The sequence below is a fragment of the Halolactibacillus miurensis genome (assembly GCF_900116255.1).
Classification (GTDB): domain Bacteria; phylum Bacillota; class Bacilli; order Bacillales; family Amphibacillaceae; genus Halolactibacillus; species Halolactibacillus miurensis.
This window is the reverse complement of sequence record NZ_FPAI01000002.1, coordinates 1-26,270: the sequence shown is the minus strand read 5'-3', so window position 1 is coordinate 26,270 and position 26,270 is coordinate 1. Positions and strand designations below refer to the sequence as shown.

Genomic DNA, 26,270 nt, shown 5'->3' with positions numbered 1-26,270 from the left:
TCATCCGCCTCTATGTATGGCGTTACAATAAAGGATACGTCTTTAAGAGAGAGAATATGACACAACAAAAGCATCAAACCTTTAAAAATAAAAAGGATTGATGCTTTTTTCATTATTTTTCGCGCATACCGAAGAATTTTTTCACTTTTGTCATAAAGGTTTGTTCCTGATCAAATGATTGTAGCGGTACTGATTCCCCTAATATGCGACGAGCAATATTTCGATAACTGATTGATGACTTAATGTTTGGATTTAACGCAACAGGTTCACCGTGATTTGAAGCTTTTATGACTTCATCGTCATCTTGTACGATACCGAGTAAATCAATCGATAGCACTTGAATAATTTCATCGATCGTCATCATATCGCCACTTTCCATCATATGATTTCTGATCCGGTTAATGATAAGTTTCGGCGAGGTAATCTCTTCTTGTTCCAACAGTCCGATAATTCGATCAGCATCACGTACACTTGATTTTTCTGGTGTCGTCACGACAATCGCATGATCTGCTCCAGCGACCGCATTTTTATAGCCTTGTTCAATCCCTGCTGGGCAATCTATCAAAATATAATCAAACTCTTGTTTTAATTCATTAACCATCTCAATCATAGCCTCAGGTGATAAATCATGCTTATCACTTGTTTGCGCGGCAGGTAGGAGGAATAAATAATCGAACCGTTTATCTTTGATAAGTGCTTGTTTCAACTTACAGCGTCCTTGCGCCACATCAATAATGTCATAAATAATTCGATTTTCTAGACCCATCACGACATCTAAGTTGCGCAAGCCAATATCGGTATCCATTAAACATACTTTTTTATCCATTAATGCCAAGGCTGTTCCGAGGTTTGCGGTCGTTGTCGTTTTACCAACGCCACCTTTACCTGAGGTAATTACAATCGCTTCAGACATTTAAAACACTCCTTTCAAACCCATTAATGACTGGGCGCTTTTTCATCACGTGTTGCAGCCGATCCATGATAATCTGACCATCATCGATATAGGCACACTCCATGTACACCCCATCCGTTTCGTAATCGGGGGCACGTGAATACAGTTCGGCAATTCTTAATTGAACCGGGTTCATGAGTGAGGCTGCAATCACGACATCCGTATTCCCCTCATACCCCGCATGGGCAATCCCGCGTAGGGCACCTAAGACAAAGACATTGCCGGTCGCTTTCACTGTCCCACCCGGATTCACGTCACCAATCACAAGCACATCGCCGACAATATCAACGACTTGCCCTGACCGGACCGGACGGGTATGCAGATGAATATCTGATGCTTCTTTTAAAGCTAAGGCTTCTTGTTTTGTGATGACGTGCGAGACGATATCTTGAACAACAAGACGACGTTTAGATTGAATCAATGTTTTTAATTCTTCTTTCTCGTCCGTATGTAATAGGCGGTTCCCTAGTTCAACTTTAATCGTAATAAGCGAATCAACTTCGTCAAAATCGTCTTGATTTAACATATCAATCAACTGTTCTTTAACAGCATGAAACGGCGCATCATCACTTAAAAATAACGTTAAACCGTCTCGTGTACCTTTAATCATCACTAATGGTTTTTGAGACATGTCTACACCTCCATCCTTACTTTTGTTCAAAACGTTCAAACGAATAACGTGCGAGTAAACGTTTAAATAACATGAATTGAATGAGAAAAACTAAATAATTCATTGCCAGTGTCATCAATAAGCGTTGTTCCAAGTAGTCTTGAATACTGAGTCCTGTTATACCAATCAGTTGGTAGAGCCAATAAATCATCCCATCTACTAAAATAATCGCTAAAAAGAAGACAAAACTTGAGACATAAAAGTTAACATGTAAGACTTTTCTTAAATGATGAATAACGTATATCACAACAGCATAACTAAACATATAGACACCAATAATCTGACTATAGACGATATCCAGGACAAGGCCACTGAGGATGGCATATAAAAAGCTATAATACGACGTCTCTTCATCGTAGTATAAGCCAATCATAATAAGAAAAACAAAGACCCCATGGATGGTGACGATAAAGCCACTTGCTTCAAAACTATCCGGAATAAATAAGAAATTAATTCCTTGTAAAATGATCAACATAAACAATATGAGAGGTGGGAATAAGCGTGACATTACTCATCCCCACTTTCTTCAACCTCGTCAATCGACGTAAGTAAGCGATCAACCACAATCACGTGATTCAACTCTTCAATATCCGCTGAAGGCTTTACATACGCAATTTGGGTTAAACCATATTGGTCTGTCGTTACTTCTTCTATCGAACCAATTTCTAAGCCTTTAGGAAAGACGCCACCTAAACCTGATGAAAACACGGTTGTATCAAGTGGAATATCTTCATAGCTATCAGTAAATTCAAGTAACAGTTGTTCTCGCGTATCATCGTAACCTAAGATAAACCCTTTTGCATCTGTCTCCGTCTCTGGTAAATCAACATTGACAGAAATACGATTCGAGCGGTCAAAGCCATTAAGTAATAAGACAGTCGAGGTGAACTGGGCCGATGATTGAATTTTACCAATCATCCCGCTAGCTGTAATCACAGCCATATCTTTTTCAACACCGTGTTGCTTACCTTTATTTAATGTGACCTGATTAAACCATTGTTCAGGACTTCTGGCGATAACAGTCGCTTGAATCGGACGATAGTCCGTCATTGTTTCCGTCTTATCTAAGACCGCCTTTAATTCTTCATTTTCTTTCGTTAACTCTTGTACTTCATATAACTTTTGTTGGTACGTTGAGAGATTCTCTTTCAATTGTTGGTTCTCTTCATACACCTGCTTCATTTCATCAATATTTCCAATAACATCTCTGACATAATAGACAGGACGTAGTAGCACATTTTGAAACGAACCAACGGTATCTTGGATGAACTCTTCAACGGAAGAAAGCTCTTCACGATTGCTTAAAGAATAGCCAATGAGTCCCACAAGAATAATAAGGCTAATAAGAATCGTGAATAGCCGTTTTCTTCTAAAAAACGACATAATGAAACCTCCAATAAGCGTTAGTTGTTTCTACTAGCAACGTTAGGATGCGATTTAAAATGTTCGATATACTCTAAAGCTTTTCCTGTCCCAATCGCAACGGAGTCAAGTGGTGATTCCGCAATAAAGACCGGCATTTTTGTTTCATCAGAGATAACACCATCTAAATCTTTAAGTAATGCACCGCCACCTGATAAGACAATGCCACGTTCCATAATGTCCGCTGACAATTCTGGTGGTGTTTTTTCCAAGGTCACTTTAACGGCTTCAACAATCGCTGCCACCGTATCGCTAAGTGCTTCGGCAATTTCAGTTGAGGTGACTGTAATCGTTTTTGGTAAGCCTGTAAGTAAATCTCGCCCACGTAAATCAATCGATGTTTCCTCTTCACTTACGCGCGCTTGCCCGATTTCCATCTTAACGGTTTCAGCTGAACGCACCCCAATCATTAAGCTGTATTTCTTACGGATATATTGAATAATCGCCTCATCCATATCGTCACCTGCGGTACGAATCGACTGACTTGTGACGACACCACCGAGTGAAATAACCGCTACCTCTGTCGTACCACCACCGATATCAACAATCATACTACCCGTCGGTTCCCATACAGGTAAGCCTGCCCCAATCGCTGCCGCAAAAGGTTCAGATACAGGAAAGGCTTCTCTTGCGCCTGCTTGTTTAGTCGCGTCAATCACCGCACGCTCTTCTACCATCGTAATGCCTGATGGGACACAGACCATAACATTCGGCTTACGCGCAAATGGTGAACGTTTTTTCTGAGCCAAACGAATATAATACTTCATCATTGCTGCGGTTGTATCATAATCAGCGATCACACCATCCTTCATTGGACGAATAACTGAAATATTGCCTGGTGTACGACCAATCATGTTACGTGCATCACTACCGACAGCTTCTATCGCTCCTGTCGTATTGTTTTTAGATACAACGGATGGTTCTCTAACGACAACCCCTTTACCTTTAATGTATACGAGCGTATTCGCTGTCCCTAAGTCAATCCCTAAATCTTGCGTAAAACTAAATTTCCCCACGTTAATCTTCCTTCCTTATTTACACGTCTCTATTTATCTTTGATATGTGTGTTTGTCATAATAGTAATAGTAAACACCTAACACAAGTCGCTCACCTCGTGTTAGGTGTTTAGTTTTTAACTTGCTTATTCAATTATACGAGAATTTGAAAAAAATAGATAGGGGTTAGACGTACCCTTTTTCTTTTAATGACACAAATTTATGATCACCGATAATGATATGGTCGAGTAACGATATACCAATCAGTTCTCCACATTCAACTAAACGTTTGGTCACTTGAATATCTTCTTGAGATGGTGATGGGTCGTAGGGTCGGTAGTAAGAAGCGAATCTACCTCCCTCAGAACCGTACGTACTCCTTTCAAAGTATACGGCTCGCCAGTGTGAGGGCAATCAGGAGAAGGATGATTCAGATAAGAGAATGGCTGAAAACCCACTTGGTTCAGTTTCAACCGGGCGCATCTTTTCGTCAAGCGATATTTATGCGCAATCGTACATACCAGGCTCTGATAGGCAAAGTGGTCTAATTTGGCTAGAGCTATTTTATTAGTGGCATACCGGTAGTAGTCATGAATGGCTGTCATTTCGTCTTTGTACCGTTTATAAATATAATCGATAGATTGATAGACAAGAAAGCGTCGACTTTCCGGACGATGATGATTATACACCCCGTACTTAAAGCAATGCGCGAGATGCGTTAATTGCGGTATCGGAATCGTTAAAGCGAGTGACTGACCCGCTCTTTTTATGTGATAGCCTTTATACATCATTTTTTCAAATCGTTTGACCTTGAGTGTCACATGATGCCTACGGAGTGCAAGTATCACTTCCGATACCGGACGATCACTCGTAAAAATAATGTGGTAGTGTGACGTTTCTTTAAAATCAATAAACATTAGCCCTAAATTTTCTAGAACAGCTAATACATGCGCATGCATCATACGATCACTCGTTGACACAATCCAAAGAGGGGGATAATTAAGATCTTTCACATTCTCTCTTTCCTCTCCTTATACTTTCTCACACCTGTCTTCCTTTTCCGTGCTAAACAGATTACCTGCAAACGTTGAATAATACGAAGACTCCGTTACCTTATAACTTGTGCTACTTAGGCAATCCCTACCTTACTAATCAATCAAGATACGTCATACTTAGGTACTCCTTTCAACTATTGCTTTCCAATGGGAAAACTCAGAGGAATAAGCTTATCATATACTGTATCTGACGCGCACAGCATATTTATTCCTATCACGTATCCAACGCGTCTGTAAGTTTAGAGTTCAGGCAGTATAGCTTTTACCATATATGACTTAACAAAAAGATCATGCGATGGTCCCGCAGATTATTTCTAATTGACGGTAAGATCTCTTGTTACTAAAAGTGATAAGCATTTTAGGGTGAATAACCACTTGATGGACTAACTGTGTAGGCGCACGCCAGAAGGATGATTGTGTAAGCAAACGATCGAGGCACAAGAGCGCTTAATAGCTTCACGGAAGATTTCACGTGGATGCGAGATCGAAGCATTTAGGCTCCCAATAAAGATGGTTTGTTGATGGATAATTTGATTCTTCGTATCAAGGAATAGGACGATAAAATGTTCCTGCTTTAAGAGACGCATATCTTCCATGACATAATTAGCGCCGTCTTCGGGGCAACGAATGACATAACGATCCGTTTTTTTAAATCGACCCATGCGATTACCCAATTCAATGGCAGCTAAAATACTGACGGCTTTGACTTGTCCAATGCCTTTAATTTGAACGAGTTCTTCAAGCGTGGCTTCTCTTAAACATTCAATCCCGTCAAAATGTTGATAGAGGCGAATCGCTAAATCATGAACACTTTCTTCACGTGTACCAGAACCAATCACAATCGCCAACAATTCTTGGTCGGATAAATGACTCGCGCCTTTGTTAATGAGTCTTTCTCTCGGCCTGTCTTGTTTGGGGATATCTTTCATTCGGACATGGAGTTCTTTCAACATGTCACTAACCTCCTTTCTTTATGATGTCTTTAGTTTAATCATTTTTACCTACTCTGCAAGTAAACATAAGAAGTCACCAAGATAAATTGTCATTAAAAGCATTCAAAAACCCACAAAACATGCGCTAAATTTAAAATTTTATAAGTTTTATGGCATCAAAAAAAGATTGACACATATGCGCCAATCTTTTCTCCCTAATGAAATAGTCTAACAATCACGCTTCATTATTCAATGAGGATACTTTCATTATAAAAAGCACGAATCGTTAATATAGCTTGCGTTTGAGTGTCACTTTGTTTCGTTAAATCTAATTCTGTTATTTCAATGAGGCGATCAATCGATTCTAATTGTTCCATGTAAGATTCTATGCCTATCACGTTATCACTTGTTAAGGTCACTTGATAGTGAATGGCACTGACACCGTCCGGATAAAATGCCGCATCTTCAGTCAAGCCTGCCCCACTGAGATTAATGGACGTTATAGAAACACCTGTCCTTGTTTCTAAGTCAAACAGGGTTTCAACAATTTGATCAACGGCTTCCTCAGTAGGCAAATGATTTCTAACGGCCTCAGCTTCTTGATTTAAGGCGTTTTCAGTCTGTTCATTCATCTCTGCTTGCCTTAAGACAAGTCGGTGTTCAGCTAAAGTTTGTTCTGTTACTTCAAGCTCTTCATGTAGCGGATCAAGTAAATAGCCTGAACCATAATAAAACAGAAACCCAAAGACAGCAACTATAATTAATACAATCAAGGTTTCATTTTTCCCCCACTTAATTATCATCGCTAAACACCTCACTTACTTGCGTCCGGTCAATCATCAAAGTAAACTGCGTCACATACGCCGTATCATTTACATCAATTGTTTCTAACGTCACACTTGTCACATAAGGTAAATTCACCAGGTTACGTTGCATGTCAACGACGTGTTGGTCATTGTCAAATATAATTTCAAGCTGTACAATGCCAGTAATGGTGAAAAAGAACCGCTCGACAGTTGCTGATGCTTGACTTGGTATTTGTTCTAACACATCATGATATAAATCATCTAACGGAAACTGGTTCTGCATCAATGTGTCTCGTTGATTAACTAATGTTGAGACTTGGTTACCGATTAAGTTGACCCGTTGTGATTCACTGATTTCATCGGCTTGTTGACTAATCGTGTCTCTATTACGTGATGTGTCAGTTTTAATGGATTCTGTCATCCACCAAAAATAACCCCCGAGTAATCCAAACAAGAGTAAGGCGATCACACTGATTAAAAATAGTGTGATGTTCTTTTTTTTCTTTTCAAAAAAGTTAATATTAACCATGTTTCGCCTCCTCTATTCTTCGGTATGGTCAAGATTTTGATTAGAATGCGTTGAATCGTCCTTCAGTCCTGACTCCACTGATGGTTCTATTTGTTGCTCTTTTTGTTTTCGTGAGCTTTTTTTATTTTTTGTTACCGCACTTTTAGGTTTGACTTGTTTCTTTTTCGATGATGATTCTTTGTAACCTAGACCGATTAAAGCTCCATAGCCATTAGGTAACGCCCTCGGTAAGTTGAGAGTTTTCACACTAATGTCAAATCGATCAGCCATCGTCTCCTTTAATTGAACGAGGTCGGGATGGTCACCTAAAAAAGCAACGTCAGTCACACCGGCACTTCCGTCTAGAACTGAATACTGATAAAAATCCATGAATCGTTCAATCGTGATTAACGTATTATCCCGCTCATCTTCTAACTCTTCTTTAGGTAGCGTGGAAACAAGTTCTTTTCCCGCCTCATCCAGTTGCCATGCTTGATAAGCATTTGAACTATGGACGTGCCGATTAAATTTCGGTTTATTATGATGGAAGACGGTTAAAGTTAAATCAAGTTTATTCCACTGGATCATCAACAAATGTTCATCATCTGTGGCGTCATGAAGCGATTGATACACCCGATAACCGCTGAGAAACGAAATGTCTGCGACAGCAGGGTTTAAACCAACGTCATTAAACAGTTTTTCAAAAGGTTTTAAGCGTTCTTTAGGATAAGCAAATAACAGAATCTCATTTGTTTCTTCCCCGAAGTTTAAGACATCAAAATCTAACACAGGATCTTTAAATGGTAAGCGAATACTACCTTCAAGCTGTAAGCGAATATATTGTTTCGCTTCATCATTAGATAGTTGGTTTGGAATCTCTTCTGTCCGCATCGTCACAAAACTATCAGGGACAAGAAAAGAGAGTTCAGCTCGTCGCCACTTCTTTTGTTCGACCAACGTTCGCAAGTGGCGTTTTAATTGTGCTTCATTAATTATACGACCATCTTCCATGACCAGTTGATCAAAAAAGACTTCTCCAAAATCTATATGTTCATCCGTTTTCATTTTCGGGCAGACAAGGTAACGGATACTTCGATCATTTATCGATAAAAAAACATGTTTTTTCTTAAAAAGTCCCATATGCTGTCATCCTTTATAAACAGTTTAGAAAAAGCTAAAATACCAATCTAATATAGCATCGCCAGTAAAGAGGACCGTAAGGGCCGCCATACTAATGTAAGGACCGAAAGGCACTTTAGATTTCCGTGTTACTTTACCGAGCAACAATAACACTATATTGACTAACGTACCATACAATGTCGATAGTAAAAAGATAAGTAAAACGCCGCCAATGCCAAATAAATATCCGAGCACAAAGAAATACTTCATATCCCCCGCCCCCATACCACCTTGACTTAAGACAATCACGACAAAGATTAAGCCAAATCCTATCAAAGCGCCTAGAAGTGATGAATACCATGGATCAAGTGGCTCGAATAATCGCAACATAACAATCAGTGGTAAGAAAAACAGTAGAATATGATTCGGTATTAAGAAATATGTAAGATCGGTCACGATGATGATAACGGCGAGCGATACCGCAACAAGCGCAATCAGTGTGTCTAGTGTTAGACCATAAACAATGTAACTCAGCATAAAACCGATACCTGTCAGTAATTCGATCACAGGATACATCCAACTAATCTTCGTTCCACATCCACGACACTTTCCGCGTTGGATAATAAACGAAATAACTGGAATCAGTTCGAGTGCCGTTAATTGTTTATGACACTTCGGACAGTATGAGCGGTCATGTGATAAAAAGTTTTTCTTCGGTACCCTCAAACCGACAACGTTATAAAATGATCCGAGTACAAGACCAAAGATAAAGAAGGTGATGCTGTAGAATAATGTCATAACAACACTCCTAGATAGAAATAAAGACCCCTCTTTGGGAGGAGTCTAAACTAAAAATATTTTTTAAGATGGCGGTGTGTAACCGTCAATACTATAAATACCCTCGTCGGATTTTGATATTGTATCAGTTTCAGCTATGCCACTAGGAAGATCAGAGCTTCTTAAATCTAAATAATTAGGAATCAGATCCCCAATAGTAGTTGTACCAGATGTAAATTCTTGATTAGCATCGGCTAATCTCGCTGCATCTAGAATTAATTTAACTTCAGCTGCATCAGCATCCGTTTCCGCTTTATCAATAATATTCCCTACCGCAGGAATGGCAATCGCGACGATAATACCTAAAATAACAATAACAGCTAAGAGTTCGACTAACGTAAAACCTTTTTCTTTCTTAAGTAATGTTTTGAATTTGTTAACCATAATAATTCCTCCTCTTAATATGTGTGTAATGGATGACTTATGATGATATAAAAAAAGACTCACAACATAAATAAACCATTATGATGTCAGCCGGTTGCACTACTTGCTCTTGTTTATCCAAGTGCCCAAATAAGGATAAACCGTCAACGCATCTGAGTTATTACTTAATGCTATTATACTACAAAATGGTAACATGTCTACCATTTTATTTGGATTATTTGAACTTTATTTGCATCTTTTAGTGACAACTTTACCGATACATCTGTACTACTTTAAATACCTTCAAATAAGCTAAACATTGGAATAACAATAGCTAAAACAATCGCACCGACGACGACCGCTAAGAAGATGATCATGACCGGTTCAATCAATGCTTTAAGTTTGTCGGCCGCTTCTTCTAATTCTTCTTCATAGAATTGCGCCACTTTTTTTAACATATCATCCATTGAGCCTGTTGCTTCACCAACCGCAATCATTTGAGTGATTAGTTTAGGAAATACCCAATGCCCCTTCATCGGATCAGCTAATGATTCCCCTTCTTCTAGTGATTTATAGCTTTCTCTTAATACTTTTTTAATGACGCGATTTTCCACTACCCGTTCAGTAATCATCACAGCTTCTAAGATTGGCACGGAGCTATTTAATAATGAACTAAGTGTTTGAGTCATCCTGGCAAGCGCTGCTTTTTGAATGAACAAACCAAAGATCGGCACCTTTAATTTTACCGTATCAAAGATATAAGCAAACTTTTCTTGTTTATATAATGTGCGCACGACAACTACAGCAATAAAAATAAAGAAGAGAAGTATCCACCAAGTTGAACCAATGGATTCACTTAAATTAAGGACAAGCTGCGTATAGGCCGGTAATTCCTGATCAAATGAAATAAACATATCAGAAAAAACGGGTACTAAGAAAGCCATTAAGAAAATCGTAATAAATACCGCTAAAACCCCGATAACAGCTGGGTAAGTTAAAGCCGTAATGACTTTTTGTTTTAATTGGTATTGCTTTTCATAGTAAGTGGCCATCCTGTCAAGAATATCATCTAATCGACCACTGACCTCACCGGCACTGATCATGCTGACAAGCAGTTCTGGGAATAGCTTTGGGTAACGGCTTAAAGCGTCTGATAAAGGTTCACCCTCTTCAATATGCTCTTTCACCTCTTCTAACGCCTCAGTTAAAGCCTTACTATTCGATTGTTCAGCAAGAATTTCGGTCGCATCAACAAGTGAAATACCTGCATCAATAAGCGTAGAGAATTGCCGCAAGAAAATGACAAAGTCTTTGTTTTTAATGGGATTACCAATATAGATATCTTTATGTAAGACAGGGTTTAAACGTTTAATATCAAAAACAACTAATCCAAGTTGTTTTAACTCTAGTAATGCTTCTTTTTCGTTCTCACTTTCTAACCTGCCTGACGATAACTTTCCTTCAACCGTTCGCGCTTGATAACGATAGATAGCCATCTATCCACCTCCTTATGCTTAACTGATATATGGGTCTGCATCACGTTGAGAGATTAACCCGTCCCTTACCTTTCTTGTGATATCCATCTCCATTGTATGCATCCCTAGATCTTTTGATGTTTGCATCGTATTTGGAATTTGATGCATTTTTTCATTTCTAATAAGATTTTTTACAGCTGGTGAGTTAATTAGAATCTCAGTTGCGGCAATGCGACCACTTTCTTGCGCTTTAGGAAATAGTCGCTGAGAGATAATCGCTTCAAGAACATTCGCAAGTAATATTCTAATTTGATCTTTTTGATGAGACGGAAACACATCAATGATCCGGTCCATCGTCGAACTCGCACTCTGAGTATGCAGCGTCCCTAACACTAAGTGACCTGTTTCAGCCGCTGTAATAGCAGTTTGAATCGTTTCTAAGTCACGCATCTCGCCAACTAAGATGACATCAGGGTCTTGTCTTAAACACGCACGTAAGCCGTTTTGAAAAGACATCGTATCAAAACCGACTTCCCGCTGGTCAATAATGGATTGTTTATGTTTATGCAAATACTCAATGGGATCTTCTAATGTAATAATATGTTTATTTAAGTGTTCGTTCATGTAATCAATCATAGAAGCAAGCGTCGTACTTTTACCACTTCCTGTTGGACCAGTGACTAATACTAAACCGTGCCTTTTAGTTGCAATTTCCTTCAACACGCTTGGTAACTGTAAGTCATCAATTTTCGGAATAGCGGTCGGAATAACCCTAAAAGCAATCGAGATATTGTTGCGCTGATAAAACATGTTGACACGAAAGCGCGAGACCCCTTCAATGCCATGTGATAAATCAAGTTCTTTTTCACGGATGAATTTATCCCACATATCATCCGTCACAATTGAACGCGCGAGACGTTTCGTATCTGTAGGAGATAACACCTCTCCTTTATGTGGAATCAAACGTCCATCAATCCGAAAAATCGGTACAGAGCCTACTGTGATATGAATATCTGATGCATTCTTTCTAAATGCTAGTGTCAATAAGTCTTTTAAATCCTCCAAAGAAAAACCTCCTATGCATCAATAGCGACACGCATAACTTCTTCAATGGTTGTAAGTCCCTCTTTAACTTTGAGTAAACCATCATCTACTAAGAAATGCATACCTTTATCTTTAACATAATCTTTAATTTCACGCATACTGGCATTGTTCATCATCAATTTTTTCACTTGATCATCAATAACCATTAACTCATGAATCGCCATTCGTCCCCGATAACCCGTTCCGCGGCAACTGTCACAACCAGCCCCTTCTGTTACTTCATCGATGTCAATATGGTGCTTCTCAAATAATTCCTGTTCCATCTTCGTCACAGGACGTGAGGTTTTACAGTCTTTACAGACGCGTTTAACTAAACGCTGAGCCATAACGCCTGTCAGTGATGATACGACAAGGTAAGGTTCAACCCCCATATCAAATAATCGTGGAATGGCATCAACAGCACTATTTGTGTGCAGTGTTGAAAAAACGACGTGTCCCGTTAGAGATGACCGAATAGCAATTTCAGCTGTTTCACGGTCACGAATTTCACCAACCATGATAATATTTGGATCCTGACGTAAAATCGATCGTAATCCTGCCGCAAAAGTTAAGCCAACAGCACTATTCACTTGAACTTGGTTAACCCCTTCTAGTTGATATTCAACTGGGTCCTCAACCGTGATGATATTCACATCTTCTTGATTCAGTTCATTAATCGATGAGTATAACGTTGTTGTTTTACCAGAACCGGTTGGTCCCGTTAGCAATACAAGACCTGATGGCCGACTAATAACATCGCGGTATTGTTTGAGCGTCTCCGCATGTAAATCAATTTCTGTCAGTTTCTTAAATATATTCGTTAAGTCTAGAATACGAATAACGACTTTTTCACCAAAGACCGTTGGTAACGTAGACACCCGTAAATCAATAGGTTTAGCATCAATCACTAATCGAATACGACCATCTTGTGGCATACGTGTTTCAGTAATATTTAAATTAGCTAAGATTTTCACCCGCGCAATGAGCGCGTTTTGAATACGCTTAGGTAACGTTCGATCATTTCTTAACATTCCGTCAATCCGGTAACGTACCGCAATCTTTCCTTCACTCGGGTCTAAGTGGACATCACTCGCTCTTAACGTGACACCCGTTTGTAAAATTTGATCTAGTAATTTAACAGCTGGTGCATCCGCACCCTCACCTTCCATAGAAAAATCCGCTTCCAAGTCATAATATTTATTAATAGCTTGGAGAATATCTTCCTTGGTCGCAATAACTGGTTTCACTTCAAACCCGGTTGATAATTCAATATCATCAATAGCGTAGTAATCAAGTGGGTCATTCATCGCAATCGTTAATGTATTTTCATGTTGTTCAATCGGGATTAGAATATTTTCACGCGCCAATTCTTTCGGTACTAACTCCATCAATTGTTCATTGATTGGGAAACGATATAAAGAGACACTCGAAATATTTAATTGAATCTCCAATACTTCAATTAATTGTTTTTCCGTGATATACCCTTGTTCAACGAGCGCATCACCGAGTTTTTGTCTTGGTTTCTTCTGTTCTAAAGCTGCGACAATTTCATCTTCAGTAATTAATCCTTCGGCTTTTAACACATCACCTAATTTACGCTTTAATCTTACCGCCATCATAAACCTCCTCTAATTCCCCAAAAAGAAACTCATTAAACTATTCTTTACTCATGTAATACAGGAGGCTGACTAGTTACCTCCACTTGACTACCACTACTTCTTTCACCAAACGGAAAATCACCCGTATCAATCTTTTCTACCGATAGCTTTGCGCCACCTGATGTCATTAACTGATTCGCTGCGATAAAACCTTTTATGGTGCCACCTTGAACACTTAATGACTAACCACCTGAGACCAACTAACCACTAAAAACTAAAGCCACTCGTTAAAGTCATATCAGCCTGTAATTTAAAGAGTGAACCATTAATCAAATTTCATCCGCCAATTTGAATCGGAGTCGATCCGCTATAACAGATACCTAGTTGCCGAGTATCTCCAGCAGTATTTTCAGGGATATAAGGTGATATCCCTGAATCATGCTAAGTTACAGTAACTGTCCCACTTACTCTTTGTCTACGTTCCCCGACTTGTCCTTGTGACACGAGGGTAATCTCTCTTATATTGCCACTACCTTTAATCCGGTCAATCTTAATTGTCGCAAATGGCGATTCACTAGAAATTGCTTCATAATACGAATATATATTATCGTGAAGTTCACTGTCTAAATCCTCAATGAACTGATTAAAAAAAGAGCCGGTTGATTAAACCTTTCACTATCTGTTTCAACAAGCATCAGTGATTCTAGATACGCTTGATTATGGCCTGCTTCTGCAATATAAAAGGCCGCTTGATACTCTTGTTCCTGACTTGTTAGACGCACATTATTTATCGCGATTGTGCCAAGTGTAATACCCAAAACAGACAAAGTAATTATCATCAGCGCAAGTAATAGACTAGCACCTTGCTCTTCATTAAACCCCTTCACTGCACCTACCTACTTTTGTTTATATGCACATATATAACGAATCATAGTTATATTTATGACTTGTGTAGATGAGCCAAACATTTCATTTAATCTCAGATGTAGGACTTTTAATGATCAAGTCTGTATCACTTGTATTACCGAACGGAAATGTGATGACCGATAGATTTTGGAATTGAATGCTTGTCCCACCACCTCCGTCATATGTTTTTGCAAGCATAACACCGTTAATCTCTGCACCACCAGTGACTGATACATCTGCTTTAGGTGCAATCATTATCATCTCACTAAAAGTACCTCCAGAAAAACTGACTGAGTTTGAATTTGTTGCTAGATATCCACCATGCAAACCTCCTCCAGCTGTAAATTTAACAGATGCTTGTTTCACATAAACAGAGCCTTTTATCTTTTGACCACCTGAAATGGCAAAGTCACTACTCCCATAGTAAGATAGATTCATTGTCTCTACTGAGCCATCAGAATTTATTGTACTGCTTGAACCTATTTCAAAAGAGTCCTTAACATAAAGATTAAGTACACCATTACCTTGTATGATAATATGACCGTTACTTAAATCTAAAGTATTCACTATTAAATTACTGACGCCAGATCCAATTTCGAGATTCAAAGTGGTATTACTTTGCAGAGATACGGTATTAATGAATATATTCCCACCAATTCTAACGCTTTTTTTATCACTACCTTTTAAGTTAATATTTGATAGTACGGTATCATAATCAGGTGCTTCGGGAATGGTATCTATAAGTGATTCATATACAGAATAATCAAATACGGAAGATTGATGTACTTTAGGGACTATACCTTTATAATTATTTGGAAGATCCAGCAAATCATTACTTATTGAATTATTCACATAAATATGACCTTGACTGCTCGAGATACCGGACATTTGAGCTCCACCATTAATTTTAAAAGATTGTTCTGATGGTTGATCCATATATACGTCTCCATTAATAGTTGCTCCCCCTGTTATTGAAGCTCTATTCTTCACTAAGAGCGAAGCATCAACAGGAAAAGGAGGAAAATTACCACCTTTAGGTGACCAATTTACCTCAATATTATTACTGACGTTCCTTTTTTTTTCATTTACATTGCCTACTGAATTAATCGTTACATTATCACGATTATTGATAATTTCGACGGAAGCCGTTTTTTGATCCCCCGTACCGCTATAATCGTAAACTACGTCATCAAAATCAGCTAGATTACTACTTAATTGATCAAAAAATGCTGACTCACTTTGAGTGTTTTCATATATTTCAAGTATCTTCTCTTCAATTTTTAAGTAAGTCTCATTCACTCCAGCTTCCGCAATATAATAGGCCGCCTGGTAGTCACGCTCATTTTCCGTTAAATTCACATTCGCCATTGCCACAGTACCAATGGTCGCACCAAGCACACTGAGGACGACTAACACCATTAAGGTAAAAACTAATGCCACACCTGATTCATTCTTCATTAATCGTTTCATCGTTACCTCCTTAAGTATAAAACCGTCTCCAGACTCGCTTGTTTACCTTTGTCATCCACTACACTTACAATTTTAATTTTGTTGGCTGCTTCATTTGTTGTAGATGACCATATAAATTCACTGATATTCTCACTTAAAATAACACCGTTTCGTTTAAGGGTTGTGGTTGTAGGTTCATGAGTATATGTATACTCATTGTTTGTTCCCAATTCAAGTGTAAAAACACCATTTTCATTTTTTGTAGTAGCGCCCTCATTGGCATTGACTTTTCGAACGTCTGTAGTCAATTGACTCATAATGAGTCTGACATCACCTTGGTGATCAATGGTTTCGTTTTGTTCAAAATATTGTCGTTGGCCAAAGATATGAGTGGAGCCTACTAACAAGAGAATAATGGATAAAATAGCTAAGACGGCTAATAGTTCCACTAAGGTGATGCCGCGTTCATCTTTAAGCACCTGCATCGACCTCCCCGTAAATCATTCGCGTTTCGAGCTTCGCATCTTTTCCATCAGGTATACGATACGTCACAAAGACTTTTAACAAGCGATGAATCTCTAGACCACTTTCATCTTTGGCTGGTTCAATCACAATGGTTCCAGTTCCATTGGCATCTTTAATTTCATAAGTTGTTGGACTTGTTGAAGTCACATTATTATCATCGGCGTTAATTTTCGCTTGAATATCACCAAGTGATCCATGGTCCGTCACGATATTATATACTTCTTCCATATATTGTTGCGCAAAAAAACTGGCATCCAAATTATCTTGAGATATTTCAGTTGTACGGGCAGAGTTAATAAAAAATGTTAAGAAAGTGACGACAATTAACGATAATATAACAATCGACGCTAGTACTTCAACTAACGTTAGTCCTTTCTCATTGCGGTATTTTTTTATCACACACATCTCCCCCTCACCCGTTAATATTTCTATATTATGTTCGTTTAGAACCTTATAAGCCTAGTATATTGTGGTGTTTATTTTCAATTTCCTTTTAAAGAAAGAGTTAACGCGCACGTTAACTCTTCAACTAATCTTCTATGATGTTTTCTGTGATAATTCTCCCTTGACTCTTTTAGTATAAGCGTAGCTGACTATTTCTGCAAGACCTTACACTTAATATTTTGGCGGACTTTACCAATAAAATCTAATGAACCTACGACATAAGTCACTTGTTCTGGCGCTTTAATTTCTTCTATAAATGCTTGCCAATCTGGCGCATGCTTAACATGAAGACCTTTAGGTCCAAGTTTCATTAATTCTTCGATAGAAGCAGCTCTTGGGTGATTGAATGTCGTTAAGACGATATTGTGTGTCACCGTTTGAATGATCTCAAGCATGTCTTTTACCGGTTTATCTTTAAAAGCCGCAAACAAGATCTGAATCGCTTTATCTTCATCATGTGTTTCTTTAATGGTATCGACAAACACTTGCATCGCTTCAGCATTGTGAGCACCATCAATAATAATATCGGGTTGTGACGCTATTTGTTCAAAACGGCCTTTAATCGCCGCATCTTTAATCCCGCGTTTAATTTGGCCAAGACTAACATTATCACGGTCTTGATTCAAAACAAATAACGTCTTAATCGCTACCGCCGCATTATGCGCTTGATGATCGCCTTTCATCTTCAACTGAAAAGCAAGTTTTAAATTCATCGATTGATAGGTCCATTCCTCCTCGGCTTTTTTCACACTAAAACTTTCACCATAAAAATAAAACGGTGCGCGTTTACTATTTGCTTCTTTTCGAATAATTTGTTTTATATCATCAGGTACATCACCGATAATCACTGGAACGTCTTCTTTAATAATTCCAGCTTTTTGTTTGGCGATTTCTGGTAAGGTTGTCCCTAAGAACTGCATATGATCATAACCAATCGATGTGATGACTGACGCAATCGGTTTAAACACATTGGTCGCATCATCACGACCACCGAGACCTGCTTCAATAATCGCAACATCAGCATAGTCTTGGAAATATTTTAAGGCAATCACAACCATAATCTCAAATGGGCTTGGTGGATCACTTTCTTTATCTAATTGATCGATTGTTGGCTTTAATTGATTAAAATAATTTACATAAAATGTCTCATCAATTGGTTCTAAGTTCATCTTGATCATTGCATGCCGGTCCGTTAACGAGGGGGAAGTGAATGTCCCAACTTGTTTCTCACATACCCTGTAACAAGAGGCTAAATACGTGACCGTAGACCCTTTTCCATTCGTTCCAGCGACATGAATGCCGGTAAATGGTTGTTCATAAAAATTCACCGCTTCTAACAGCCGTTTTACGCGAAGAAGCCCAGGCTTGACCCCAACTTTCTCACGCTGATCTAAATATTGATTAACTGACGTACACGTTGTAAACATACAACAGACCCCCTTCGTTTTCTCTCTTTGTCATGACTAACATTGTAGACCTTTTTACCTCACTTGAAAAGGCTGTTTTTAAAACTCTTAAGAAAGTCCTATGTTAATACGAGAAAAAGAGGTATAAGCCCTTATAAGCCTATACCTCTTTACGCATATCTTTATTGATTTAACTCTTTAATACGCGCTTCTACTTTCTCGCGCTTTTCAATATAGTCTAACTTTTTACGCAGTTCTTCCTGAACAACACTCTCAGGTGCTTTATTCACAAAGCCTGGATTTGATAACTTCTTTTCTACCCGCTCAACTTCTTTATTTAACTTCTCAAATTCTTGAGTTAAACGTGCCATTTCTTTCTCAATATCAATCAAACCTTCCAGTGGTAAGAACAGTTCCGCACCGGTAATAACGGCGGACATCGCTTTTTCTGGCACCGTTACCTTGGTATCTATGGTTAAGTTTTCTGTATGACAGAACTTTTCGATGTAGTGTGATTGGGTTTTAAGCGCTGTTTTCACCTCGTCGTTATCGACTTGAACTAACAGGTCGATTGGTTTAGACATTGGCGTATCCACTTCTGAACGAATATTACGAACCGAACGAATAATGCTGATGAGACGCTTCATGTCTTCTGCGGCTGTGTGATTAATATCTTGTTCGTTCACTTCTGGCCACTTGGCAACTGTGATCGATTCGCCTTCATGTGGGAGGTGTTGCCAGATTTCTTCGGTCACAAATGGCATCATTGGATGCAACATCCGTAAGATTTGATCCAATACATGTACTAACACAGACCGCGTTGTTTGTTTCGCCTTCTCATCTTCACCAAAGAGGGGAAGTTTGGCCATTTCAATATACCAATCACAAAACTCATCCCAGATAAAGTTATAAAGATGACGTCCTGCTTCACCGAAGTCATAACGATCAGTATGCTTATTTACGAGCGCAATCGTTTCATTCAGACGCGTAAGTATCCATTCATCACTCACGTTCCGGTGCTCACTAAAGTCAATATCTTTTACTGTCATGCCTTCGGCATGCATGAGGACAAAGCGAGACGCATTCCAAATCTTATTAATAAAGTTCCATGTTGATTCAACTTTTTCCCACTGGAAGCGTAAATCTTGACCAGGTGTTGACCCTGTCGCCAAGAAGTAACGTAATGAGTCCGCGCCATATTTTTCAATGACATCCATCGGATCAACCCCGTTACCGAGTGACTTACTCATCTTACGACCATCCGCATCACGCACAAGACCGTGAATCAGCACGTCATCAAATGGACGCTCGTCGGTAAAGTGTTTTGATTGGAAAATCATTCGCGCAACCCAGAAGAAGATAATATCGTATCCTGTCACGAGCGCATTCGTCGGGAAGTAACGCTTAAATTCTTCATCCTCAACATCTGGCCAGTTTAGTGTAGAAAACGGCCATAAAGCAGATGAGAACCATGTATCTAGTACATCGTCATCCTGTTTCCAGTTCTCGATATCAGCTGGTGCTTCTTTACCGACATACACTTCACCGGTTTCTTTGTGGTACCAAGCTGGAATACGATGTCCCCACCAAAGTTGACGAGAAATACACCAGTCACGGATATTATCCATCCAACGTAAGAAGGTACCTTCAAAACGTTCCGGTACAAAGTTCACCTTCTCATCGTCATTCGCTTGTGATTTAATCGCTTGTTCTGCGAGAGGTTGCATTTTTACGAACCACTGAGTAGAAAGGTAAGGCTCTACAACGGCCCCGCTTCGCTCAGAGTGACCGACCGCATGCATATGTTCTTCAATCTTAAACAAGACACCTGCATCTTGTAAGTCTTTCACGATGTGTTTACGGCACTCAAAACGATCCATACCTTCATACTTGCCGGCGCGTTCATTCATCGTACCATCTTCATGCATGACAAGCACGCGTTCTAAGTTATGACGGTTACCAATTTCAAAGTCATTCGGATCGTGTGCTGGGGTGATTTTAACTGCCCCTGAACCGAAGTCCATGTCAACGTAATCATCCGCAACAATCTCGATTTCACGACCCACAATCGGCAAAATAACCTTTTTACCGATTAAATGTTGGTAACGCTCATCTTTTGGATGTACCGCGACCGCTGTATCACCCAGCATTGTTTCTGGACGTGTGGTCGCAATTTCAATATGACCAGATCCGTCTTTTAATGGGTATGTCATATGATAGAAGTGCCCCATCACATCTTCGTGAATAACTTCAATGTCAGAGAGGGCTGTTTTTGTGTGCGGGTCCCAGTTAATAATATATTCCCCGCGGTAAATCAAGCCTTCTTCATATAATTTAATGAAGACCTCTTTTACTGCTTCAGATAGTCCTTCATCTAACGTGAAACGTTCGCGTGAATAATCAAGACCAAGGCCCATCTTTTCCCACTGTGTGCGGATAAATGAGGCATACTCTTCTTTCCAGTCCCATGCTTTTTCTAAGAACTTTTCACGTCCTAAGTCATAACGACTGACGCCTGTCTCTTTTAGTTTTGCTTCGACTTTTGCTTGCGTTGCAATACCGGCATGGTCCATACCTGGTAAGTATAAAACATCATAGCCTTGCATTCTTTTCATTCGGGTAACAATGTCTTGCAAGGTCGTATCCCACGCATGACCGATGTGTAATTTACCTGTCACGTTTGGTGGTGGAATCACAATCGTATAGGGCTGTTTCGTTTCATCATTTTTTGCTTCAAAAAATTTCCCGTCAATCCAGTACTTGTAGCGGCCCTTTTCTACAGCCGTTGAATCGTACTTTGGCGGTAAGTTGTGTGTGTTTTCCATAATCATTTCTGCCTCCCTTAAAATATAAAAAAACTCAAATCAACCCCTTAATAATAAAGGACGAATTGAGTTACATTTCCGTGGTACCACCTTTGTTTATAGCCATATCGCTATACACTTCATGCATTGATAACGGTATGTGACCGGCTTAACCTACTCATTGTTCAATTAAGCTACATCCGAGGCTACCTTCAGTGTATTAACGGCATAAGAGTTTTTCAGCCAAGAACTCTCTCTCTGTGAAGATCAATACCTTACTCTTCCTCATCATCGTATCGCTATTGTTCTGTTCTTTATTTTAGCGAATAACTTGAGTAAAATCAACATATCTTTTTATATAGCTCTCTATTCTAAATAATTGACCGCTTTAGAAAACGTTGGAGGTGAAAATATTTTGTCCAGACATTACCGCTATAAATTACCAGAAGGTCTTAGACGAATGTTAACGATTTTTGAGTGTTGGCTCACGCCGTTACTCGTTTATCAATTTTTCCGAACGATTATGTTGCCTACGAGTTTTGATGTCGTCTTATTATTAATTATCACTTTGTTATATTGTTCCTTCTATTTTAAATGGATCTAGTCTCACTAGATCCATTTTTACGTAGATGACCCACCGTCCGGTAAGATGAGTACTTGACCCGCTTGGATTGTCTCTTCTACATGTGTATTGACTCTCTTTAGTCGCGTCATCTCAAGACCACGTTCATGACACCATTCAGACAACGACGTATCTTCTTTTATGATGACACATGGTAACTTCACATGAGGGTTGTCTAAACTTTTTAAACCATAATGCTGGTAGATGACACGATCACTTTTATCAATTATCTCTTCAGTCACTCTGTCTTCCTCCTCAGTTGCTTGTTCTTCTTTAAGTTCATTTAACGGTGTCATCTCTCTCGCATGACATGATGGGTCACTTTGATCAGTGCGTGCTGCTGTCTCAGCCTGACTGACTTCTTCCTTTTCTAAATCGGTCTCTACGATCGCGTTCACTGTATCGTTTACTTGTTCTTCATCCTGACTTCCTTGACGAATCGGTTCATCTATAGAGGGATCTACTACATTTTCTTCCAGTTCTCGCTTTTCCCCAGACTCATCAAGCTGTTTTTTTGGTGTGTAGACTTTTACATCCTCATCCATTGCTCTTTCTTTATCTGTGTCTAAGTTTGTCTCTTCTTTGACCGTCTCAAGTTCGATCGTCTCATCATCATGAACGGTAGGTGTAACGTCAGGTAGCGCCATATCATGTTCATCATGACGGACGGATGGTTGGAACACTTGAACATTCGCTTTTAACGTGAATGTCGACCGGGTTGGTAACACATAATCCAATTCACTTACAGCAAGATGCGTTTCCTCACTCACGCCGTATAATTCGATGGGAAAGCTAAAATAAGCACAAACTTCATTCATCTCGGACGCTCTAACATCTGTGATTAATAACGCGTCTTGAGTGATGTCGGCTTCATTCTCTCTTTCTTCACATGGTTCATAGTAAATCATTAAATCAAGCGTGCCTCGTAGCCCCTCCTTTGTTTCAATTAATTGACTTGGTTCTACATTGACACTAACTAATGTGTCAATCGGCTGAGGTAGCTGAAACGTTTGGTCAATGACCAGAGCTGTCACATCATCCTTACACAAAAAAATCATCCCCTTTGTAGACTCTGTAGGTTTCATCAGTTTAGTCTATGCATAAGGAGATGATTAAAGACATTTTTTTAAAGGAGCGATTGGATCGCTTTAAAACTCACATCAACGGCTTCGATGGTACGGTCAATATCTGCTTTTGTATGAGCCGTTGATAAAAAGACCCCTTCATACGGTGATGGCGGGAGTAAAATCCCTTCTTTCAACATCGTCTGATAATAGTGATTAAATAAATCATGGCGACTATTTTTAGCTGTCTCATAGTTGTAAACAGGTGTGTCACTAAAATAAATGCCAATCATAGACCCAGCGATATTTACTTGGAGCGGAATATTATACTGTTCTTTCTTCACTAAAAAGCCTTGTTTTAATTGGTTTAAACGCTCATTTAACTGTTGATAGCTCGCTTCCGTTAAATTTTCTAAGGTCGACAATCCAGCAGTCATCGCGAGCGGATTACCTGATAGTGTACCTGCTTGATAAATGTTACCACTTGGGGCAATCTGTGACATATATCTTTTCTTTCCGCCGTAACAACCGACCGGTAAACCGCCCCCAATCACTTTGCCAAGACACGTTAAGTCAGGTGTCACACCGAAATGTCCTTGAGCACTGTAGTAACCTACTCTAAAACCAGTCATCACTTCATCGAAAATGAGTAAACTACCGTAATCTGTCGTCAATTCACGTAACGTTTCTAAAAAACCTTCAACCGGCGGGACGACCCCCATGTTACCGGCGACTGGTTCAACAATCACACAAGCTAGATCATCTCCGTATGTTTTAAATGCTAGTTTCACGCTGTCTACATCGTTATATGGCACAGTGATGGTATCCTTTGCTAAGGCATCTGTTACCCCTGGTGAATCAGGTAAACCAAGTGTGGCCACACCTGAACCTGCTTTAATCAATAATGAGTCGCCGTGACCGTGGTAACAACCTTCAAACTTTAAAATTTTATTACGGTTTGTCACCCCACGTGCCAGTCTTAAGGCGCTCATCGTCGCTTCAGTTCCTGAGTTGACCATTCTGACCATCTCCATCGACGGTACACGTTCAATAACAGCTTTAGCCAGTTGATTTTCTTTTTCCGTCGGTAAGCCGAAGCTCGTCCCGCTCATTAACGTAGCGGAAAGCTGTTTTACAACAGCTGGATGACGGTGACCTAAAATTAACGGTCCCCAGCTTAAAATATAGTCAATGTAGCGGTTACCATCAACATCCGTTAAATACGCGCCCTCACCTTCTGCGGCAAATACGGGTGTCATATCGACAGAACGAAAGGCACGCGCGGGTGAATTCACCCCCCCTGGCATGAGCTCTATCGCTTCTTGATACAATTGATCGGCTTTATGTCTTGTTTCAGTCATGAGTTCTCTCCTTAGTATTAAAAGTATGATGATTCGATTGTTTCCCTTTTAAATCTTCTATCTTTAGTAAAGTCGCTTTAGTCACTGCTTGTTTTAAGTGATGTTGAATGACGGTACGCTCTTTTTTTGAGAGCGCCGGCAACTGACGATCAATGCCTGCCATCGCCTCGGTTAATAACTGATCGCGTTCAAGAAATAATGTGCGTCTTTCTTCGTCAAATTGTTGACTATGTAGTTTGCTGTTCAGACGGCTAACTTCTTGCGTCATGCAATCAATGATGATTTGGGCTTTTTGTTTTCGAACAAAGTAATGTGCATCAATCGTCTCACCTAATTGATCTAAATCAAACAGCTCTATCCCTGATAACGTTTGAACCGATGGTTCAATACTTCTTGGTAAGGCTAAGTCAATCATCAATAAGTTTTCAACCTGACAAAGCTGAAGACTTGTTCTTGTCATCAGTGGTGAATCAAGCTCAAGTGATGACACGACAACGTCTGCTGATTCAATATAATGTGGCCAATCGGATAACTTTCCTATCGTTACTGTCTCAGGTAAGCCTATTAGCTTTGTTTGATCTCGATTTAAAACAATGAGTCGATGCTGACTAGGTAAGGCATACTCAATAAACAACTGGCCCATATTTCCCGCACCGAGAATAAGAATTGTTTTTGGCGCGCTCACCTTTGTTTCAATAAATTGATAGGCACTATAACTGAGTGAGACCGGATGATCGTTGATACCGGTTTGTTTATGCATCTGTTTACTAAAGTGAAACGTGGATTGGAAAATCGTATGGAATGATTTACTTACCGTCTGATGAGTAACCGCTTCTTCATACGCTATTTTTACTTGGCCTAGCACTTGCGTTTCACCTAACACATGCGCAAGTAATCCAGTTGATACTTTGAGTAAGTGTATTAAAGCTTGATCACCTGAATGTTCAATAAACTGACGGTGAAAGATGACAGGTGTTAAGTCAAAAAAGTCTATGAGCACCTGTTTGATTTTCTCTTGCACCCCTCTTCTCATTTCTGTATAGACTTCAAAGCGCTGACACGTCGATAAAATGACAATTTGTGTCGCCGCTTGCTCTGATAGTTGCTTATACAATCTTGCTTTATCTTTTTTATTTAAAACGTACTGTTCACGTTCGTTAAGTGATACGACTTGATTATTAATAGAAAAGACATGAAGCATGTGGCGTATCACCTCCTAAGGTCAAAATGGCGACTGCTTCTTTAATAGATTAGATTATTAATAGTGTTCTAAGTGAATGAATTTCATAATTCTGAGGCCTTGCGGCCCAATGGTTTTGAAGCATAAAAAAGGAAGTACCTCCCCAAGTCTTGTATAATGGTAAGTAACCAAACTAAACCAAAAGACTGGAGGAGAACTCCCTATGCCTATTATACGACAAGAGAGTTTATTTAGCATTAATGAATTATATGCAATGGAACCTACCCAACGATATGACGCTATTATTTCGGTCATTGATATTGACCACATTTACCGTGAGGTAAGTAAAAAATCACGTCTTGGAGCTCCGGAGGAGCTTAACTACGCTGCTATGATTATTTCTGTTTTTATAAGATATGTTGAGCGTATTCCTACAATTAAAGATTTGGTCAAACGCCTAAATGAAGATATAGCTTTCAAGATTAACTGTGGATTTCTTGTGTCTGATCATATCCCATCCGAAGCTTCATATTCACGCTTAATTACCAAGCTGAGTGATTCTCATTGTCTTGAAGAGATTCAAGAGCGTATTGTTCTAGCTGCCATTCAAGAAGGTTTTATCGTTGATGACACTGTGGCGATTGATTCTACGCACTTTAATGCGCGAGATCAAGCACCACCTAAAGAAGATAAA

At 39.3% G+C, this 26,270-nt stretch carries 26 protein-coding genes, 1 pseudogene, 1 riboswitch and 1 other annotated feature; of the genes and pseudogenes, 2 read left to right on the top strand and 25 right to left on the bottom strand.

Going from position 1 to position 26,270, the window contains the following annotated elements; genetic code table 11:
* Window positions 1-112: 112 nt before the first annotated feature.
* The 22 genes and pseudogenes from minD to BM390_RS01720 all read right to left on the bottom strand — a co-directional run bounded on the left by minD (window position 113) and on the right by BM390_RS01720 (window position 21,370).
* On the bottom strand, window positions 113-913 hold the full coding sequence (gene minD / locus BM390_RS01825) for a septum site-determining protein MinD (protein ID WP_062318960.1): 801 nt from the start codon (window positions 911-913) through the stop codon (window positions 113-115).
* Window positions 906-1,583, bottom strand: coding sequence for a septum site-determining protein MinC (minC, locus tag BM390_RS01820; RefSeq protein ID WP_089852800.1), 678 nt, complete (start codon window positions 1,581-1,583; stop codon window positions 906-908). Before minC ends, minD begins: the two co-directional genes overlap by 8 nt.
* A 16-nt stretch (window positions 1,584-1,599) precedes the next feature.
* On the bottom strand, window positions 1,600-2,130 hold the full coding sequence (gene mreD / locus BM390_RS01815; protein WP_062318958.1) for a rod shape-determining protein MreD: 531 nt from the start codon (window positions 2,128-2,130) through the stop codon (window positions 1,600-1,602).
* Window positions 2,130-3,005 (bottom strand): rod shape-determining protein MreC, encoded by an 876-nt coding sequence (gene mreC / locus BM390_RS01810; protein ID WP_089852799.1) that lies wholly within the window; start codon window positions 3,003-3,005, stop codon window positions 2,130-2,132. The genes mreD and mreC overlap by 1 nt, the downstream gene beginning before the upstream one ends.
* A gap of 20 nt (window positions 3,006-3,025) precedes the next feature.
* Complete coding sequence (locus BM390_RS01805; RefSeq protein ID WP_062318956.1) at window positions 3,026-4,060, bottom strand: rod shape-determining protein; 1,035 nt, start codon at window positions 4,058-4,060, stop codon at window positions 3,026-3,028.
* 165 nt (window positions 4,061-4,225) lie between these two features.
* Window positions 4,226-4,366, bottom strand: a pseudogene (locus tag BM390_RS15685) (JAB domain-containing protein); the annotation flags it as partial.
* Window positions 4,333-4,827 (bottom strand): group II intron reverse transcriptase/maturase, encoded by a 495-nt coding sequence (locus tag BM390_RS15680; RefSeq protein WP_231631342.1) that lies wholly within the window; start codon window positions 4,825-4,827, stop codon window positions 4,333-4,335. The pseudogene BM390_RS15685 and the gene BM390_RS15680, both read right to left, overlap by 34 nt.
* Before the next feature lie 650 nt (window positions 4,828-5,477).
* Window positions 5,478-6,047 carry a RadC family protein gene (gene radC / locus BM390_RS01790; protein WP_231631329.1) on the bottom strand — a complete coding sequence of 190 codons (570 nt, stop codon included), beginning with the start codon at window positions 6,045-6,047 and terminating at the stop codon, window positions 5,478-5,480.
* 224 nt (window positions 6,048-6,271) lie between these two features.
* On the bottom strand, window positions 6,272-6,829 hold the full coding sequence (locus BM390_RS01785; RefSeq protein WP_062318954.1) for a hypothetical protein: 558 nt from the start codon (window positions 6,827-6,829) through the stop codon (window positions 6,272-6,274).
* Entirely contained in the window at window positions 6,819-7,361 is a 543-nt protein-coding gene (locus BM390_RS01780) for a PilN family protein (protein ID WP_062318953.1), read from the bottom strand. Before BM390_RS01780 ends, BM390_RS01785 begins: the two co-directional genes overlap by 11 nt.
* A 12-nt stretch (window positions 7,362-7,373) precedes the next feature.
* Window positions 7,374-8,480, bottom strand: a complete 1,107-nt coding sequence (gene pilM / locus BM390_RS01775; protein ID WP_089852798.1) for a type IV pilus biogenesis protein PilM — start codon at window positions 8,478-8,480, stop codon at window positions 7,374-7,376.
* A 24-nt stretch (window positions 8,481-8,504) separates the two neighbouring features.
* Window positions 8,505-9,257 (bottom strand): prepilin peptidase, encoded by a 753-nt coding sequence (locus BM390_RS01770; protein ID WP_062318948.1) that lies wholly within the window; start codon window positions 9,255-9,257, stop codon window positions 8,505-8,507.
* 63 nt (window positions 9,258-9,320) lie between these two features.
* Window positions 9,321-9,680 (bottom strand): type II secretion system protein, encoded by a 360-nt coding sequence (locus BM390_RS01765; RefSeq protein WP_062318946.1) that lies wholly within the window; start codon window positions 9,678-9,680, stop codon window positions 9,321-9,323.
* 79 nt (window positions 9,681-9,759) lie between these two features.
* Window positions 9,760-9,843, bottom strand: a riboswitch (cyclic di-GMP riboswitch).
* 109 nt (window positions 9,844-9,952) lie between these two features.
* Window positions 9,953-11,155, bottom strand: coding sequence for a type II secretion system F family protein (locus BM390_RS01760; protein WP_062318944.1), 1,203 nt, complete (start codon window positions 11,153-11,155; stop codon window positions 9,953-9,955).
* An 18-nt stretch (window positions 11,156-11,173) separates the two neighbouring features.
* The gene (locus BM390_RS01755; RefSeq protein WP_089852797.1) at window positions 11,174-12,199 is read right to left on the bottom strand and encodes a type IV pilus twitching motility protein PilT; all 1,026 of its coding nucleotides are present in this window, start codon (window positions 12,197-12,199) and stop codon (window positions 11,174-11,176) included.
* Between the two features lie 11 nt (window positions 12,200-12,210).
* On the bottom strand, window positions 12,211-13,833 hold the full coding sequence (locus tag BM390_RS01750; RefSeq protein ID WP_062318942.1) for a GspE/PulE family protein: 1,623 nt from the start codon (window positions 13,831-13,833) through the stop codon (window positions 12,211-12,213).
* Window positions 13,834-14,438: 605 nt separating this feature from the next.
* Window positions 14,439-14,702 (bottom strand): pilus assembly PilX N-terminal domain-containing protein, encoded by a 264-nt coding sequence (locus BM390_RS01745; RefSeq protein ID WP_062318940.1) that lies wholly within the window; start codon window positions 14,700-14,702, stop codon window positions 14,439-14,441.
* A gap of 82 nt (window positions 14,703-14,784) precedes the next feature.
* Window positions 14,785-16,191 carry a PilX N-terminal domain-containing pilus assembly protein gene (locus tag BM390_RS01740; RefSeq protein ID WP_089852796.1) on the bottom strand — a complete coding sequence of 469 codons (1,407 nt, stop codon included), beginning with the start codon at window positions 16,189-16,191 and terminating at the stop codon, window positions 14,785-14,787.
* Between the two features lie 2 nt (window positions 16,192-16,193).
* Window positions 16,194-16,649 (bottom strand): prepilin-type N-terminal cleavage/methylation domain-containing protein, encoded by a 456-nt coding sequence (locus BM390_RS01735; protein WP_062318935.1) that lies wholly within the window; start codon window positions 16,647-16,649, stop codon window positions 16,194-16,196.
* Window positions 16,642-17,094: a type IV pilus modification PilV family protein gene (locus BM390_RS01730; RefSeq protein WP_062318933.1), complete on the bottom strand. Its 453-nt coding sequence runs from the start codon at window positions 17,092-17,094 to the stop codon at window positions 16,642-16,644. Before BM390_RS01730 ends, BM390_RS01735 begins: the two co-directional genes overlap by 8 nt.
* 194 nt (window positions 17,095-17,288) lie before the next feature.
* A complete protein-coding gene (locus BM390_RS01725; RefSeq protein ID WP_062318931.1) occupies window positions 17,289-18,566 on the bottom strand; it encodes a bifunctional folylpolyglutamate synthase/dihydrofolate synthase in 1,278 nt (425 codons plus the stop codon).
* A gap of 161 nt (window positions 18,567-18,727) precedes the next feature.
* Window positions 18,728-21,370 (bottom strand): valine--tRNA ligase, encoded by a 2,643-nt coding sequence (locus tag BM390_RS01720; protein WP_089852853.1) that lies wholly within the window; start codon window positions 21,368-21,370, stop codon window positions 18,728-18,730.
* 53 nt (window positions 21,371-21,423) lie between these two features.
* Window positions 21,424-21,650, bottom strand: a binding site (T-box leader).
* A 114-nt stretch (window positions 21,651-21,764) separates the two neighbouring features.
* Between BM390_RS01720 and BM390_RS15220 the strand changes: the two genes are divergently transcribed.
* Window positions 21,765-21,953 carry a YszA family small membrane protein gene (locus BM390_RS15220; RefSeq protein ID WP_143103129.1) on the top strand — a complete coding sequence of 63 codons (189 nt, stop codon included), beginning with the start codon at window positions 21,765-21,767 and terminating at the stop codon, window positions 21,951-21,953.
* Between the two features lie 17 nt (window positions 21,954-21,970).
* Here the strand turns inward: BM390_RS15220 and BM390_RS01715 are convergent, their stop codons facing one another.
* The 3 genes from BM390_RS01715 to hemA form a co-directional block, all read right to left on the bottom strand.
* Window positions 21,971-23,020: a hypothetical protein gene (locus BM390_RS01715; protein WP_062318928.1), complete on the bottom strand. Its 1,050-nt coding sequence runs from the start codon at window positions 23,018-23,020 to the stop codon at window positions 21,971-21,973.
* A 77-nt stretch (window positions 23,021-23,097) separates the two neighbouring features.
* Complete coding sequence (gene hemL / locus BM390_RS01710; RefSeq protein WP_089852795.1) at window positions 23,098-24,396, bottom strand: glutamate-1-semialdehyde 2,1-aminomutase; 1,299 nt, start codon at window positions 24,394-24,396, stop codon at window positions 23,098-23,100.
* A complete protein-coding gene (gene hemA, locus BM390_RS01705) occupies window positions 24,389-25,597 on the bottom strand; it encodes a glutamyl-tRNA reductase (protein ID WP_062318926.1) in 1,209 nt (402 codons plus the stop codon). Before hemA ends, hemL begins: the two co-directional genes overlap by 8 nt.
* A gap of 202 nt (window positions 25,598-25,799) precedes the next feature.
* Here hemA and BM390_RS01700 point away from each other — a divergent pair.
* On the top strand, window positions 25,800-26,270 hold a 471-nt coding region (locus BM390_RS01700; protein ID WP_143103128.1), incomplete at its 3' end, for a transposase.